The organism is Serratia sp. 121840015-1, assembly GCF_053627655.1.
Map to the genome: position 1 here is coordinate 19,154 of NZ_JBSEYF010000002.1, position 16,798 is coordinate 35,951.

Here is a 16,798-nt window from a genome sequence, read left to right on the forward strand (position 1 = left end):
TCTAACCGAAAGCATGATTTTCAAGGAGATAAAAGGATGTCTGGAACCCTAGCAACCCCGCGCGCGTTACTGTCGCTGCTGGTGGCGGCCTCTCTGGTGGTCGCCGGCGCCGCGCAGGCGGACGATGTCGGCATCAAACCGCAGGACATCAAGCGCGAGGCGCTGTCATCGACGGTGGTGGAGATGGCCTACAGCACCTCGCAACAGGCGCTGTTCGTCAGCGCGCCGGACTGGAAGGAAGAGGCGCGCTCCCGCGTGCTGCGGCTGGATCCCAACACCCTGGCGATCAAGGCGGAGATCCCGCTGCAGGTGAAAGGCTTCGGCGTGGCGCTGAACGATGCGGGCAATCGCCTGTACCTGACGCAGGCTTTCAACGGCGAAGTTGGGGTGGTGGACACCACCACCAACCACGCGCTAGGCAGCATCAAGCTGCTGGACAAAGCGGTGCTGGAGCAGGCTTACAAGCAGGCGGGCATCAGCGGCAAGCGTCTGGATTTCCTGTTGGCGGAGCTGAAGAAGTTTAAAATCACCGAGGACTATCTGTACCGCCTCCGCGAGATCAAATATGACGCGCAAAGCGGCCGTTTGTTCCTGCCGGGGCTGGGCTTCGGCGTCGACAGCGTGCTGTACGTGGTCGATACCAAGGCCGGCAAGCTGGAGAAAGTGATCCCGGGCTTTGGCTACAACGCGGTGGGCATCACGCTGGATGAGAAGGGCCGCCGGGTGTTCGTCTCCAACATGCAGGGGCAGGTGATCACCCTGAACGCCGACACGCTGGCGATCACCGCCACGCACGAAGTGCAGGCCGATCAGCTGCTGAATCTGGTGTATGACCCGGCGAGCAATCGCCTGCTGGGCGTCGATCAGGGCATCGATCGCGACGACTACCGCAACCATCATCTGGGGCACGACTACGTGAAGCGCAGCAGCGGCCACCGGGTGTTTGCGCTGGATGCGGACAGCGGCAAGGTGTTGGCCAGCGAGCTGACGGATGAGGTGCCGATCGGCCTGCTGCTCGACGAGCGCAGTCAGCGGCTGTATGTCGCCAACCGCAAAGGCGTGCGCGTGGATCATGGCGCCGGGACGCTGACGGTGTTCGACGCCAAGACGCTCAAGCGCCTGCAAACCGTAGACCTGCCGCCGCACCCTAACAGCCTGGCGTTGGATCCGAAAGGCGACGCGCTGTTCGTGACGGTGAAAAACGACGGCGCTTCCACCAAGGCCGGCAAGCCGGAAAGCGTGGTGCGCATTCAGCTGCATACCAACTAACTGAATACAAATATAAAAAAGGGCGCCTCGGCGCCCTTTGTCGTTGGGTCATGTCATCAGAAGTGGGTGTTGATGCTCATGTAGTAGGTACGGCCCGGTTCGTTGTAGGTGGCCGCGCCCGCGCCGGCGATGTTGATCGCGCCGGTAATCGGGTCGCCCACGTTCTGCGCGTTACCGGCGCGGAACTGGCGTTTGTCGAACAGGTTGTCGATGCCGGCGGTGACGCTGACGTTTTTGGTCAGGTCATAGGTCGCGCTGGCGCCGACGACGGCATAAGGGCTGACCTCGCGGGTTTCGCCGCCGGTGGCCGGTTTACCCTGGTAGTTGTACTTCTTCGGCTTCTGACGGCCGTACCAGGTCAGGGTGGACTGCATCGACAGATCCTGCGTAGCCTGCCAGCTGAGGGTCGAGTTGACGGTGAACTTCGGGATCACCGACAGGTAATCGCCGGTGGTCTTGTTCTTGTTCTCGATCATGTAGGTGGCGTTGTTGCTCCAGGTGACGGTCTCGCTGACCGGCACGTTCAGCGAGCCTTCCAACCCCTGCACCACCGCTTTCGGTACGTTCTCCCACTGATAGACCGCCGTACCGGTGCTGCTGGTGGCGATGCGCGAGTTACCCGCTTCAATCTTGTTGTGGTAATCGTTGCGGAAGTAGGTTACGCCGGCCAGCCAGCCTTCGTTATGGAACTCCAGCCCGATCTCTTTGTTGACGCTGGTTTCCGCCTTCAGATCGTCGTTACCCAGCAGGTAGCAGCCGTTTCTGACATCGCTGCCCGCACACCCTTGGCCTTTGCTGTACAGCAGGTAGTTGCCGTTGGTCTGGTACAGGGTCGGTGCCTTGTAAGAACGGGCGATGCCCATTTTCAGCGTGAAGTAGTCGCCCAGTTCCTGCGACAGGTTCAGCGCCGGGCTCCAGTTGTTGCCGGATTCTGAATGCAGATCGTAACGCAGACCCGGCGTCAGCATGGTGGTGTCGGTCAGCTCAATGTTGTCTTCGGCGAACAGCGAGAAGATATGCGCGGAAGCGTAAGGGCTGCGCGTGCCGTTGCCCATGCCGGGAATAGTGCCGCCCATCAGCGTTTGGCTGGTGGAGGTGCCGTCTTTCATCCGCTGTTGGGTCCACTCGGTACCCAGGGTGGCGGTCTGTGAAACGCCCAGCTCAAACGGCACGCTGACTTCGCTGTGCGCCAGGAAGTCGTCCAGCTTGGTGGTGCCGAAACCGGTATTTTTGGTGTCGAAGATGCCTTCGGTTCCGCCGGCCAGGCCTTCGTTCAGGCGGGTATTGCGGGTGCGCTCGAACTGCACGTAGTTGTTGGTGCTCACGCCGTTGTCCCAGGCGCCGCGGTGGGTCAGGCCGAAGGTTTCACGGTAGATGCGGTTAGTCTCTTTGCCGTAGTTGCTCTGCACCAGGGCATTGGTATTGGTGTTCTGGGTATCGCCGGAATACAGGTTGCCCTGACGGCCGTAGGCATACTCGAACTCCAATGACTGCAGATGGGCGAAGTCCCAATGCAGCAAGGCGTCGATGTTTTTATCGACCACCCCTTCGCGCCCGGCGGGCAGGCTGTTGGCGTAGGCGCCTACGCGTTCGGATTTATGCGATTCGTTAATGTCCCAGGCGTCGGCCTGCGTTTTGCTGTAGCCGCCGAACAGGCGGAAGCTCAGGGAATCGCTCAGCGGGCCGGACAGGCTGAAGTCGGTGCGCTTGGTGGCGCCCTCCTGCTTGTGCTGCGGCACGTTGAAGTAGCCGTTCAGCGAGCCGTGCAGCGCATCGCCGGCCTTCTTGGTGATGATGTTGACCACGCCGCCCGCGGCGCCGTTGCCGTAGCGCGCGGCGGCCGGGCCGCGCAGCACTTCGATGCGTTCGATCATTTCCGGCGGCACCCAGGCGGTATCGCCGCGCGAGTCGCGCTCGCCGCGCCAGCCCTGACGCACCGAGTTGCGGCTGGAGGCCGGTTTGCCGTCGATCAGAATCAGGGTGTTTTCCGGGCCCATGCCGCGGATATCGATCTGGCGATTGTTGCCGCGCTGGCCGCTGGTGGAGTTGCCGGTCAGGTTAACCCCGGGCATGGTGCGGATCAGTTCGCTGATGTCGCGCGCCGGCGGGCGTTTTTTGATCTCTTCGGCGGTGATGGTGGACACCCCCGGCGCCTGCAGGTTCTGCCGGGCGGCGGTCACGACGATGGTGTCTTCGCCGCGCGGCTTTTTATCCGTGGTGCCGCTGTTTTCTTCCGTGGTGGTGGTGTCGGTCTGCTGCGCGGCGTTGGCGAACGCGGACGCGCCCAATCCCAAGCCGATAAGAGTGGCTAAAGAATAACGTGATAGCTTGCTTTTCATCTGAGTGTCCTACCTTGCTGCCATCCCTCGCCGAACGGGGGGAAGGGCGGTTGTAGTTTTTGTGTAGTCGGAAATAGAAAATCGGCTGCGGCAAGGGATGCCATTGATGTATCCCCGATCCCTGTCCGTTGCGCGCAATACCAGCACGATCTCCAAGCCTTACACACTATTGCAAATGCAAATTATTATCAATAGTATTTGGCGTACAGTGCGTTCGGGCGGTGGCCGGCGATAGGGAAAAGTCGACGTTCCCGGTGCCGCCAACTACAAAATGGGTAGGCGTTGTGAATACAGAACTACAGTCAGAAAGCAGCAGATTATTGGCCAGCAGCAATGCGGGCAGTCCAGGGTGGTGGTTGACGGTGGCACGACGCGGTACGCCATGGGTAGAACCGGCGGGTAACGGCCGTTGGCGAACCACCTTTTTCTGGCGCGATCCTCAGGGATGCGAATTGACCTCCGCCTACCGTCGCGTGTGGATCAACATCAACTGCCTGACCGACCATCATCAGCCGAATCCGCCGCAAAGCCTGCAGCGTTTGGCCGGCACCGACGTGTGGTACTGGCAGACCGAGCTGAGCGGCGCCTGGCGCGGCAGCTACTGCTTTATCCCCTGCTTTGACGAGCGGCCGCCGGCGTTCAGCGGCGACGATGCGCACGCCAACATGCACAACCTGCGCCACTGGTGGCACCAGGTGTTCGCCAGCGCCACCCCCGATCTGCTCAACCCGTATCGCTCCTGGCAAAGCGCCAGCGGCCACAGCGTCTCCGGCCTGCACATGCCGGATGCGCCGCCGCAGCCGGTATGGCGCTCGTTCGACGAGTACGAGATCGCCAGCGGGCGCTGTACGCCACCGCTGCCGGCGCGTTTGCAGCGCCATACCTGGCAAAGCGAGCGCCTGGGCAACAGCCGCGACGTCTGGATCTACACCACCGGTGACAGCAAGCCGGCCGAGCGTCCGTTGGCTATTCTGCTCGACGGCCAGTTCTGGGCGAAGCAGATGCCGGTTTGGGAGCCGCTGATGCAGCTGACCCGTGAAGGTGCATTGCCGGAAGCGGTGTATGTGCTGATCGACATTATCGATTTGCCGCACCGGTCGCGCGAACTGACCTGCAAGGACGACTTCTGGCTGGCGGTGCAGGAAGAACTGATGCCGCAGCTGGCCGACTGGGCACCGCACAGCGACAAACCGACCGATACGGTGGTGGCGGGGCAAAGCTTTGGCGGCCTGGCTTCCCTGTATGCCGGGCTGCGCTGGCCGCAGCGCTTCGGCGCGGTGATCACTCAGTCCGGTTCCTACTGGTGGCCGCGGCGCGACATGCTGCAGTTGCCGAGCATTCCCGACGACGCCTGCTGGTTGATGCAGCAGGTGGAACGGCATGGCCTGGGCAACCACGGCGCGCTGAAGGTATTTATGGAAGCCGGTTCGCAGGAAAAGCTGGTGCACCGGGTCAGCGGCGAAATGGCGGCGCGTCTGAGCGACGCCGGCCATCGGGTGCACTACCGGGTGGTGGAAGGCGGGCACGACGCGCTGTGCTGGCGCAGCGGCCTGACCGACGGGCTGCAGGCGGTCTGGGCTTCCGCTTTCGCCACCGCTTATCCGGCATCGGCGACGGCAACGGCACGAGGAACACATGACGGAAAGCCTGAATCCGTTCGATGATCAACAGCAGCGCAGCCTGGTGCTGCGCAACGTACAACAACAATACAGTTTGTGGCCGGATTTCCGCGCCATTCCGTCCGAGTGGACGATCGTCTTCGGCCCGGCGGCGCGCACTGCGTGCGCCGAATGGCTGGAACAGCATTGGCAAGACATTCTGCCGGTCGCAGCACGCGAGGCGTGACCGGCGCCAGGTAATCACGGGAGCAATAAGCAGTGTCACACACCCCTAACTCTCTCAGCGGCCCGGCGCTTGCGGGCGAATGGCCGCTGGTCGCGGCGCAACCCGGCATCTGGGTCGCCGATCAAATTTCCCCGCATCGCAATGCCTACGCGGTGGCCCACGCCATCGAACTCAACGGCCCCATTGCCGTAGAGCCTCTGCTGCAGGCCATTACCCAGGGCCTGGGCGAGGTGGATATGCTGCGCCTGCGTTTTGCGGAACGCGACGGCGTGCCGGTGCAATGGCTGGACGACGCGCTGGCGGTGCACGAGCCGGAACTCGTCGATCTGACGACGTCGCCGGACCCCGAAGCCGCCGCGCGCGCGCTGATGGATATCGATCTGGCGAGCGATCTGCGCGCCGGCAGCGGCGCGCCGCTGTATCGCCATGTGGTGATGCGCCTCGCGGATGACCGCTGGTTCTGGTATCAGCGCTATCACCATCTGCTGGTGGACGGTTTCAGCTTCACCGCCATCGCTCGCCGCGTGGCGGCGATTTACACCCATCTTTGCCGCGGCGACGCGCTGGAACCGACGCCTTTCACGGCGTTCAGCGACGTGGTGGCGGAATACCAGGCTTACCGGGAGGCGCCGGCCTGGCAGCGCGACGCCGATTTCTGGCTCGAAAAAGCGCGGCAGCTGCCGCCGCCGGCGACCCTTTGCCCGCAGCCGCTGGCCGGGCAAACCCCCACGCCGCGCATCCACCGGCTGGAACAGCGCTGCGATCCGCAGGCCTTTGCCGAACTGGTGCAGTGCGGCGCGCAGCAGAAGCTGAACGCCGCCGATATGGCGGTGGCGCTGGTGGCGCTGTGGGTATCGCGCCTGAGTGGCCAACCGAGCTTCAGCGCCGGTTTTATCTTCATGCGCCGTACCGGATCGGCCGCCCTGTGCGCCGCCGGCCCGGTGATCAACGTGCTGCCGATGGAGATGCACCTCGAGCCGCAGGCCACGCTGTATGAGGCCGCCGCCCGCATCAGCCGCGAGCTGAAAACGGTGCGCCGCCATCAGCGCTACGACGCCGAACAGGTGCAGCGCGATCTGGGGCGCATCGGCGACGGCGAACCGCTGTACGGCACGGTTTTCAACTTCAAAATGTTCGATTACCAGCTGGACTTCGCCGGTATTGAAGGCATCACCCACGATCTGGCCTCCGGGCCGGTGCGCGATCTGGAGATTGCGCTGTTTATCGACGAGCACCATCATCTGAAGGTGGAACTGCTGGCCAACGCCGAGCGATACAGCCGCCAGGAACTGCAGGCGCACCTGCAGCGGCTGCCGCTGCTGCTGGCGCAGTTCGCCGCGCAGGCAACGTTGCCGATCGGCGAAGCCGATATGCTGACCGCCGACGATCACGCGCTGCTGGCGCGGGTCAACGACACGGTGCACCCGGTGCCGGCGACCACGCTGAGCCAGCTGCTGGCGCAGCAGGCGCAAACCACGCCAGACGCGCCGGCGCTGGCGGATGCGCATTTCAGCTTTACCTACCGCGAAACGCGCGAGCAGGTCACGGCGCTGGCGCGCGAGCTGGTGGCGCAGGGCGTGCGGCCGGGCGACATCGTGGCGGTGGCGCTGCCGCGTTCGGTGTTCCTGTCGCTGGCGTTGATGGCGATCGTGGAAGCGGGCGCCGCCTATCTGCCGCTGGACACCGGTTATCCGGACGAGCGGCTGGCGATGATGCTGGAAGACGCCGCGCCGCGGCTGGTCATCACCAACCCGGCGCAGCAGGCGCGTTTCGCCGACAAGGGCGAAATCTTGCTGTATGACGCGCCGCTGACGGCCGATCACGCCGCCGGGGTGGCGATCGCGGGCCCGACGCCGGACCATGCGGCCTATATCATCTTTACCTCCGGCTCCACCGGGCGCCCGAAAGGCGTGCTGGTCGGCCATCAGGCGATCGTCAACCGCCTGCTGTGGATGCAACACCAGTATCCGCTGGGGGCGGACGACGCGGTGCTGCAGAAAACGCCGTGCAGTTTCGACGTCTCGGTGTGGGAATTCTTCTGGCCGCTGATGGTGGGCGCCCGGCTGGTGATGGCCCCGCCGGAGGCGCATCGCGATCCGCAGCAACTGCAACAGCTGATCGCGCAACACCGCATTACCACGCTGCACTTCGTGCCGTCGATGCTGGCGGCTTTCGTGGCCGCCCTGGACGACGACGCGGCGGTGGCGAGCTGCGCCGCGCTGCGCCAGGTGTTCTGCAGCGGCGAAGCGCTGCCGGCGGAGCTGTGCCGCCTGTGGCAAAGCCGCACGGCGGTGCCGTTGCACAACCTCTACGGCCCGACCGAAGCGGCGGTGGACGTGACCTGGCATCCGGCCTACGGCGAGGCGCTGGCGAAGGTGACCGGCGCCAACGTGCCGATCGGCCTGCCGGTGTGGAATACCGGGCTGCGCATTCTTGACGCGCGCCTGCGGCCGGTGCCGCCGGGCGTGGCGGGCGATCTGTATCTGACCGGCGTGCAGCTGGCGCACGGTTACCTTGGCCGGCCGGATCTGACCGCCAGCCGCTTTGTCGCCGATCCGTTCGGCGAGGGCGGGCGCATGTACCGCACCGGCGACGTGGCGCGCTGGCTGCCGGACGGCGCGGTGGAATATTTGGGCCGCAGCGACGATCAGCTGAAGATCCGCGGGCAGCGTATCGAGCTGAGCGAAATCGACCATGCCTTGCTGTCGCTGCCGGGCGTGCGCCAGGCGGTGACGCACGCGCTGGTGCTGCAGGGCACGCCGGTGGACGCCGGCGGCGATGCGCGCCAGCTGGTGGGCTATCTGGTGATGCAGCCTGGTGCGAACTTGGATGCGGAAACCCTGCGCGCGGCGCTGGCCGACCGTCTGCCGCCGCACATGGTGCCGGTGGCGCTGGTGGAAATGAGCGATTTGCCGCTGAGCGCCAACGGCAAGCTGGATCGCAAGGCCTTGCCGCAGCCGCAGGGCGGTGAACGCAAGGCAGGACGGCCGCCGCAGGCCGGGCTGGAAAGCGAGATCGCGGCGGTGTTCGCCCGCTTGCTGCAGCGCGAGCAAGTGTTCGCCGACGACGATTTCTTCGCGCTCGGCGGCCATTCGCTGCTGGCGATGCGTCTGGCGGCGGAGCTGCGCCGCGATCTGGGCAAGGCGGTGTCCGTCGGCCAGGTGATGGTGGCGTCGCGCGTTGAGCAGTTAGCGGCCTTGCTGGCGGAAGATCGCACGCAGGAAGAGGCCGATCGCAGCGGATTCGACAGCGTATTGCCGCTGCGCGTCACCGAGGGGCCGACGCTGTTCTGTCTGCACCCGGCGTCCGGTTTCTCGTGGCAGTTTAGCGTATTGTCGCGCTATCTCGATCAGCACTGGTCGCTGGTCGGTATCCAGTCGCCGCGGCCGGACGGCCCGCTGGCGCTGAGCGAAGATATGGATCAGGTGGTGGATGCCCACCTGCAGACGGTGTTGCAGGTACAGCCGCACGGGCCGTACCACTTCATCGGCTACTCGCTGGGCGGCACGCTGGCGCAGGGCATCGCCGCCCGGCTGCAGGCGCGCGGTGAGCAGGTGGCATTCCTCGGCCTGCTGGATACCTATCCGCCGGAGACCCAAAACTGGGACGTGATGCTGGACGACAACGTGTTGAAGGAAGTGCAGCGCGAGCGCGAGCAGTTCCTGGCGGTGTCGCAGGATACGCTCGATCCGGCGCTGGGCGAGACGCGCACCGCGATGTTCGACAACATCGAAGCCAACTACGCCGATTCGGTGCGGTTGCTGTCGCACACGCGCACCGCCCGCTTCCGCGGCCAGGCGACGCTGTTCGTCGCCAAACGTACGTTGCAGGAAGGCATGGACGTGCAGCAGACCTGGTCGCAGTACGTCGATGCGCTGCAGGCGCACGAGCTGGACTGCGCGCATGTCGATATCGTTTCGCCGGCGTCGTTCAAAGTGCTGGGGCCGCTGCTGAACCGGATCTTGCGCACGCTGTAATCGCGCTCGTCATCTCGCCGCCAGGCTCGGGGATTACCCCGCGTGTGGCGGCGTTTCTTGCGGTTGCTCACAATTGAATATCAATGATTTTTATTATCATTATTGATTTCGTCATCTGTGCTAGCATAGCGCTCCGCAACTGCAGAATCCCCGTTTAAAGATGTGGTGAACAACCGATGAGTAGCAAACCCTCCATCCTGCTTGATTTCAGCCTGTTGAAAACCAACCGGGCTTTCCGCGCGGTGTTCTGCGCGCGCTTTATCTCCATTGTGGCGCTGGGGTTGATGGCGATCGCCATCCCGGTGCAAATCCAGGCGCTGACCGGTTCCACCCTGCAGGTCGGGCTGGCGGTGACGCTGGCCGGCGGCGGCATGTTCGCCGGGCTGCTGATGGGGGGCGTATTGGCCGATCGCTATGAGCGGCGCCGGCTGATCCTGTTCGCGCGCTCCACCTGCGGCATCGGCTTCGTCGGCCTGTGTCTCAATGCCCTGTTGCCATCGCCTTCGCTGGCGGCCATTTATCTGTTGGCGGTGTGGGACGGTTTCTTCGGTGCGGTGGGGGTGACGGCGCTGCTGGCGGCCACGCCGGCGCTGGTGGGCCGCGAAAACATCGTGCAGGCGGGCGCCATCAGCATGCTGACGGTGCGCTTCGGCTCGATTCTTTCCCCGGCGATTGGCGGCCTGGTGATCGCCCATATGGGCATTGCCTGGAACTACGGCCTGGCGGCGTTCGGCACCCTGCTGACGCTGCTGCCGCTGCTGAGCCTGCCGCAGCTAATGCCGCCACCGCAGCCGCGTGAACATCCGCTGCGCGCGCTGGCGGGCGGCTTCGCCTTCCTGTTCCAGAACAAGGTGATCGGCATGGTGGCGCTGATCGGCGCGCTGCTGACCATGGCCAGCGCGGTGCGCGTGCTGTACCCGGCGATGGCGGAAAGCTGGCACATCGACGCTGCCCACCTCGGTTATATGTACGCCGCCGTGCCGCTCGGCGCGGCCATCGGCGCGTTCACCAGCGGGCGCGTGGCGCACGTGGCGCGCCCCGGCTGGGTGATGCTGCTGACGGCGATCGCGGCGTTCGCCGCCATTGGCCTGTTCGGCCTGATGCCGTGGTACAGCCTGGCGTTGCTGTGCCTGGTGGCGTTCGGCTACCTGAGCGCGCTGAACTCGCTGCTGCAATACGGCCTGATCCAGAGCCTGACGCCGGACAACTTCCTCGGCCGCATCAACGGCCTGTGGACGGCGCAAAACGTGGTGGGCGATGCGCTGGGCGCGTTGCTGTTGGGGGCGATGGGCGCCTTCATGCTGCCGGCGATGAGCGCCAGCGGTTTCGGCTTCGGCGCCGCGCTGCTCGGCATCCTGTTGCTGTTCGCCATGACCGGTTTGCGCCAGGTGACGTTGCACAAACCGGAGCCGCAGCCCGCCACAGAAAAGTAGTCGAACGCGTTAAGACAACGCTGTGGGATCAAATAGCAATGCTTATCATCGGCATGCGTAAAACCCACAGCGTTTATGTCATGATTTCGAAATGAAAGAAGTGCTTACGTTTATTGACATAGCAAATATCGGCGAGTAATTTAGCGCGGAATTAACTCAAATGATAATCATTATTATATTGGTTATCACTTCAAATCCTTGAGGGCGAAGCGATGGATACTGCCGTGAACGACATCAATCGAAAGGAAATGCAGGAGTGCGAAGAACACCGGTTCGCCGCTGATTTTTCTCCGGCGTCGGGCTTCTTCTTTACCTCTCCTTTCCGCAGCTTGACCACTACCGGTTGTTTCAGCCGCATTCGCCTGCCGGCCGCAGACGGCGCCGACCTGAACGGCGAGTTCCAGCGCAGCGTGCGGCAGGCGTTTGCCGAGGCCCGTCAGGCCGGTATCAAAAAACCGCTGCTGTGCGGCGCCATCCCGTTCGATACCCGGCAGCCTTCGGCGCTGTTTATTCCGCAGCAGAGCCGCTGGTTCGATCGCGCCGCCTTTATGGCCGGCGTTCGGCCGCCGGCGAACGGCCCTGAACTGGCCGGCGTGACGGAGCTGCCGCCGCAGCAGCCGTTTATGAAGATGGTCAGCGACGCCGTCGACGCGATGAAGGCCGGTGAGCTGGATAAAGTGGTCTTGTCGCGCCTGCTGGAGATCGAAACGCGCCAGCCGGTGGATCGCCATGCGCTGATGGCGCGCGTGATTGCCCAGAACCCGCATGGTTTCCATTTCCATGTGCCGCTGGAGCAGGGTGCGCTGTTGGGCGCCAGCCCAGAGCTGCTGCTGCGCCAGGACAACGGCCGTTTCTATTCTAACCCGCTGGCCGGTTCCGCCCGGCGCGAGGCCGACCCGCAGCGCGATCGCGAAGTGGGGGAGCGGCTGATGGCCTCGGCGAAAGATCGCCACGAGCATCGCATCGTCACCGAAAGCATGCGTGACGTGCTGGCCGGCCGCTGCCGCTACCTGAACGTGCCGCAAACCCCTGAACTGCTGACCACCACGACGCTGTGGCATCTCTCCACGCCGATCGACGGCGAGGCGGCGTCTCCAGACGAAAATGCCCTGTCGCTGGCCTGCCTGCTGCACCCGACGCCGGCGCTGTGCGGCATGCCGACGGCCGAGGCGCACGCCCTGATCGGCAAGCTGGAGCCGTTCGATCGCGGCCTGTTCGGCGGCATCGTCGGCTGGTGCGACGACGAAGGCAACGGCGAGTGGGTTGTGACTATCCGCTGCGGCACCGTTGACGGCAACCGGGTACGGCTGTTCGCCGGCGCCGGCATCGTGGAAGACTCTTCACCCGAATCTGAATGGCATGAAACAGGCACCAAACTCAGTACCATTCTGCGTGCCTTTGGTATGAATCAAGGATAACGACAAGATGAGCATTGCCTTTACCCCCTGGCCGGCGGAGTTCGCCAGCCGCTATCGCGAGCGCGGCTACTGGACTGACAAGCCGCTGACCGAGATCCTCGACCGCCAGGCCAACAACGACGCCCCGGCGATTATCGATGCCCAGGGCAGCCTGACCTACCGCGAGCTGCAGCAGCGCTCCGATCGCCTGGCGGCCGCTCTGCTGCGCCGCGGCGTGAAATCCGGCGATACCGCGTTGGTCCAACTGGGCAACGTGGCGGAGTTCTATATCGTGTTCTTCGCGCTGCTGAAGATTGGCGTGGCGCCGGTCAACGCGCTGTTCAGCCATCAGCGCAGCGAACTGAATGCCTATGCCGAGCAGATCAAGCCGGCGCTGCTGATCGCCGACCGCCAGCACGCGCTGTTTGCCGACGACCAATTCCTGAACGCCTTCCGCGATGCGCATCCTTCGCTGCGTGTCGTGGCGCTGCGCAGCCAGCCCGAGGGTGAGCTGGCGCTGGCCGCCTGGCTGGACGAAGCCAGCGACGGTTTCGTCGCGCAGCCTTCTGCGGCCGATCAGGTGGCGTTCTTCCAGCTTTCCGGCGGCAGCACCGGTACGCCGAAGCTGATCCCGCGTACCCACAATGACTACTACTACAGCATTCGCCGCAGCGTGGAGATCTGCCGTTTCGACGCGCAGACCCGCTATCTGTGCGCGCTGCCGGTGGCGCACAACTACCCGATGAGCTCGCCGGGCGTGTTGGGCGTGTTTTATGGCGCGGGGCTGGTGGTGTTCGCCGCCGATCCGGACGCCGGGCAGTGCTTCCGCCTGATCGAACAGCACCAAATCAACGTGACGGCGCTGGTGCCGCCGGCGGTCACGCTGTGGCTGCAGGCGATCGAAGAGTGGGGCGGCAATGCCCAGCTCGCCAGCCTGAAACTGCTGCAGGTGGGCGGCGCCAAGCTGGGCGAAACGCTGGCGGCGCGTATTCAGAACGAAATCGGCTGCCAACTGCAGCAGGTGTTCGGCATGGCTGAAGGGCTGGTGAACTACACCCGGCTGGACGACGACGAACGCCACATCCTGACGACGCAAGGGCGGCCGATGTCGCCGGACGACGAAGTGTGGGTGGCGGATGACGACGGCAATCCGTTGCCGGTGGGCGAGGTCGGGCGGTTGATGACGCGCGGGCCTTATACCTTCCGCGGTTACTACCAGAGCCCGGCGCACAACGCCGACGCCTTCGATGCCGACGGTTTCTACTGCTCCGGCGATCTGATCAGCATCAGCGAAGACGGCTACATCACCGTGCAGGGGCGGCAGAAAGACCAGATCAACCGCGGCGGGGAGAAGATCGCCGCCGAGGAGATCGAGAACCTGCTGCTGCGTCATCCGGACGTGATCAACGCCGCGCTGGTGTCGATGCCGGACGCGCTGATGGGGGAGAAGAGCTGCGCTTATATCATCGCCAACGCGCCGCTGAAGCCGGTGGTGCTGCGTCGCCACCTGCGCGAGCAGGGCGTGGCGGACTTCAAACTGCCGGATCGCTTTATTCAGGTGGACAGCCTGCCGCTGACCCCGGTCGGCAAAGTGGACAAAAAACGGCTGCGCCAGCAGCTCGACGCGCAACTACAGACTCAGGCTCAGGGAGATTAATCGATGGCCATTCCAAAACTTAATGATTACGCGCTGCCGACGGCGGACGAACTGCCGCAAAATAAAGTCACCTGGCAGGTAGAACCGCAGCGCGCCGCGCTGCTGATCCACGATATGCAGCAGTATTTCCTCAATTTCTGGGGCGAAGACAGCGCGCTGATTAAACAGGTGGTGGAGAACATCGCCAACCTGCGCCGCTACTGCAAACAGCAGGGCATTCCGGTGTTCTATACCGCGCAGCCGAACCAGCAGAGCGATGAAGACCGCGCGCTGTTGAACGACATGTGGGGGCCGGGCCTGAACAAACACCCCGAGCAGCAGGCGGTGACCGCCGCGCTGGCGCCGGACGAAGACGACACGGTGCTGGTGAAATGGCGCTACAGCGCCTTCCACCGCTCGCCGCTGCAGGAGATCCTGCAGGAGTCCGGCCGCGATCAGCTGATCATCTGCGGCGTGTATGCGCACATCGGCTGCCTGACCACCGCCATCGACGCCTTCATGCGCAACATCCAGCCGTTCATGGTGGCCGACGGCCTGGCGGACTTCTCGCGCGACGAACACCTGATGGCGCTGCGCTATACCGCCGGCCGCTGCGGCCGGGTGGTGACCACCGCGTCTCTGCTGCCGGCGGCCGGCATCGCCAGCATCGACGCGCTGCGTCAGCAGATCCTGCCGCTGCTGGACGAAGACAGCGAAGACATGGGCAACGATGAGAACCTGATCGATTACGGTCTGGATTCGGTGCGCATCATGGAGCTGGCGACCCGCTGGCGCAAGATCCGCGGCGACATCGACTTTATCGCGCTGGCGCGCAACCCGACCATCGACAGCTGGTGGGCGCTGCTTTCCGAAGAGAAAGCCTGATTTTAATAACGATGAGAGGGCGGCCGCTCGGCTGCCCCGTTGGCTCTATAAGGAGATTTCGATGAATACTTTGATCACCAAGGGAAAACGTGCGGCATTCCCGCTGATGCTGCTGTCCACACTGCTGTTCTCCAACTCGTTGCTGGCGCAGACCGCGCCGGAAGTGCTGCGCAAACCGGTCGGCAAGGGCGCCTATGAAATGGCCTACAGCCCGAGCGAGAACGCGCTCTACCTGGCGACGTCGCAGAGCCGCAAGCTGGACAAGGGCGGCATCGTTTACCGTCTGGATCCGACCACACTGGACGTGACCCAAATTATCCATAACGACATCAAACCGTTCGGCGCCGCCGTCAACGCCAAGACCGGCACGCTGTTCTTCGGCAACACCGTCAATAACTCGGTGACCGCCATCGACGCCAAGACCGGCGACGTGAAAGGCCGTCTGGTGCTGGACGCGCGCAAGCGTTCCGAGACCGTCAAGCCGCTGGCGCCGCGCGAACTGGTGGCGGATGCCGACAGCGATACCCTGTACATCACCGGGCTGGGTGAATCCAGCGTGGTGTGGGTGGTGGACGGCAAGGATCTGACCCTGCGCGCCACCGTGACCGACACCGGCAAATACGGCACCGGCCTGGCGCTGGACGCCGCCGCCAAGCGCCTGTACGTCACCAACGCCGACGGCGAGCTGGTGACCATCGACACCCAATCCAACAAGGTGCTGTCGCGCAAGAAGCTGGATGAGTCCAAAGAGCACTTCTTCCTGAACATCAGTCTGGATACCGCTACCCATCGTGCGTTCATCACCGATTCCAAGCAGCCGCAGGTGCTGGTGGTGGATACCCGCAACGGCAACATCCTGAGCAAGATCGACGTGCCGGAGTCGCTGGCGGTGCTGTTCAACCCGGCGCGCAATGAAGTTTACGTCACCCATCGCCAGGCGGGCGAAGTGAGCGTAATCGACGCCAAGAGCTACAAGGTGCTGAACACCATCAAGACGCCGACCCATCCGAACAGCCTGGCGCTGTCGCCGGACGGCCAGACGCTGTACGTCAGCGTCAAGCAGGCTTCCAGCCGCGAGAAAGAAGCCACCGCGCCGGACGACGTGATCCGCGTAGCGCTGAAATAATCCCGCTCAGGGTAAGCGCACACCGAACAGGCGAAGCGGCGACGCTCCGCCTGTTTTTTTTCGCCCCAGGATCTGCGGTATAAAGTGTGCATTGATCCGTTAACCCGAAGGAACGTTGGTTATGCCCGCCTCGCGCACCCCGCTGTTGTTGTTCGTTATCACCCTGCTGCTGCTGGCCGCGCTGATCCACAGCGGCATCCACCCTTACGATCGCACCACCTGGCTGATGGAGGTGGCGCCGGTATTGATCGCCTTGCCGCTGCTGTGGCTGACCCATCGCCGTTATCCGCTGACGCCGCTGCTCTATACGCTGATTTTCTTCCATGCGCTGATCCTGATTTTCGGCGGCATGTACAGTTACGCCCGCGTGCCGCTGGGGTTTGAGGTGCAGCAGTGGCTGGATCTTGGCCGCAACCCGTACGACAAACTGGGGCATTTCTTCCAGGGGCTGGTGCCGGCGCTGGTGGCGCGCGAAATCCTGCTGCGCGGCGGCTATGTGCAGGGGCGCAAGATGCTGGGCTTTGTGGTGTGCTGCATCGCGCTGGCCATCAGCGCCGTGTATGAGCTGATCGAGTGGTGGGCGGCGCTGGCGCTGGGCCAAGGCGCCGACGAGTTTCTCGGCACCCAGGGGGATCCGTGGGACACGCAGTCCGATATGTTCTGCGCCTTGCTCGGCGCGATAGCCGGCCAGTGGCTATTCGGTGGCTGGCAGGATCGGCAACTGCGGCGTTTAAAAGAGTAAGCCCTGCGGCGGTTGAGTCGGGTAAAAAGTGACAGTTTCTCGTGCTGCCCGGTATTTGCCGGGCGGCATTTTTAATGTCCACATTATAAAAAATCGACAATCATCAGTTAAATATTTGTCACCCTGTGATACAGCACAATGTTATTTCC

Annotated in this window: 11 protein-coding genes; 10 read left to right on the top strand and 1 reads right to left on the bottom strand. The window is 63.8% G+C overall.

The window, feature by feature from the left end:
* Window positions 1-36 precede the first annotated feature (36 nt).
* Window positions 37-1,269 carry a YncE family protein gene (locus ACUXAC_RS13450; RefSeq protein ID WP_038879328.1) on the top strand — a complete coding sequence of 411 codons (1,233 nt, stop codon included), beginning with the start codon at window positions 37-39 and terminating at the stop codon, window positions 1,267-1,269.
* A gap of 56 nt (window positions 1,270-1,325) precedes the next feature.
* On the opposite strand, the gene ACUXAC_RS13455 is transcribed toward ACUXAC_RS13450, so the two are convergent.
* Complete coding sequence (locus tag ACUXAC_RS13455; RefSeq protein WP_060425198.1) at window positions 1,326-3,608, bottom strand: TonB-dependent siderophore receptor; 2,283 nt, start codon at window positions 3,606-3,608, stop codon at window positions 1,326-1,328.
* A 284-nt stretch (window positions 3,609-3,892) separates the two neighbouring features.
* On the opposite strand from ACUXAC_RS13455, the gene fes reads away from it, so the two are divergent.
* The 9 genes from fes (at window position 3,893) to ACUXAC_RS13500 (ending at window position 16,649) form a co-directional block, all read left to right on the top strand.
* A complete protein-coding gene (gene fes, locus ACUXAC_RS13460) occupies window positions 3,893-5,272 on the top strand; it encodes an enterochelin esterase (protein ID WP_225529171.1) in 1,380 nt (459 codons plus the stop codon).
* Window positions 5,244-5,453, top strand: a complete 210-nt coding sequence (locus tag ACUXAC_RS13465; RefSeq protein ID WP_084826972.1) for an MbtH family protein — start codon at window positions 5,244-5,246, stop codon at window positions 5,451-5,453. Before fes ends, ACUXAC_RS13465 begins: the two co-directional genes overlap by 29 nt.
* Window positions 5,454-5,485: 32 nt before the next feature.
* Entirely contained in the window at window positions 5,486-9,430 is a 3,945-nt protein-coding gene (locus ACUXAC_RS13470; protein ID WP_454266718.1) for an amino acid adenylation domain-containing protein, read from the top strand.
* Window positions 9,431-9,606: 176 nt separating this feature from the next.
* The gene (gene entS / locus ACUXAC_RS13475) at window positions 9,607-10,863 is read left to right on the top strand and encodes an enterobactin transporter EntS (RefSeq protein ID WP_033649954.1); all 1,257 of its coding nucleotides are present in this window, start codon (window positions 9,607-9,609) and stop codon (window positions 10,861-10,863) included.
* Between the two features lie 212 nt (window positions 10,864-11,075).
* Window positions 11,076-12,281, top strand: coding sequence for an isochorismate synthase (locus ACUXAC_RS13480; protein ID WP_197834556.1), 1,206 nt, complete (start codon window positions 11,076-11,078; stop codon window positions 12,279-12,281).
* A gap of 7 nt (window positions 12,282-12,288) precedes the next feature.
* Complete coding sequence (locus ACUXAC_RS13485; RefSeq protein WP_454266719.1) at window positions 12,289-13,917, top strand: (2,3-dihydroxybenzoyl)adenylate synthase; 1,629 nt, start codon at window positions 12,289-12,291, stop codon at window positions 13,915-13,917.
* A gap of 3 nt (window positions 13,918-13,920) precedes the next feature.
* Entirely contained in the window at window positions 13,921-14,781 is an 861-nt protein-coding gene (locus ACUXAC_RS13490; protein WP_004930014.1) for an isochorismatase, read from the top strand.
* 61 nt (window positions 14,782-14,842) lie between these two features.
* Complete coding sequence (gene yncE, locus ACUXAC_RS13495; protein WP_060425210.1) at window positions 14,843-15,907, top strand: 7-bladed beta-propeller protein YncE; 1,065 nt, start codon at window positions 14,843-14,845, stop codon at window positions 15,905-15,907.
* Window positions 15,908-16,028: 121 nt separating this feature from the next.
* Window positions 16,029-16,649, top strand: coding sequence for a DUF2238 domain-containing protein (locus ACUXAC_RS13500; RefSeq protein ID WP_225529169.1), 621 nt, complete (start codon window positions 16,029-16,031; stop codon window positions 16,647-16,649).
* The last annotated feature ends 149 nt before the right edge of the window (window positions 16,650-16,798 follow it).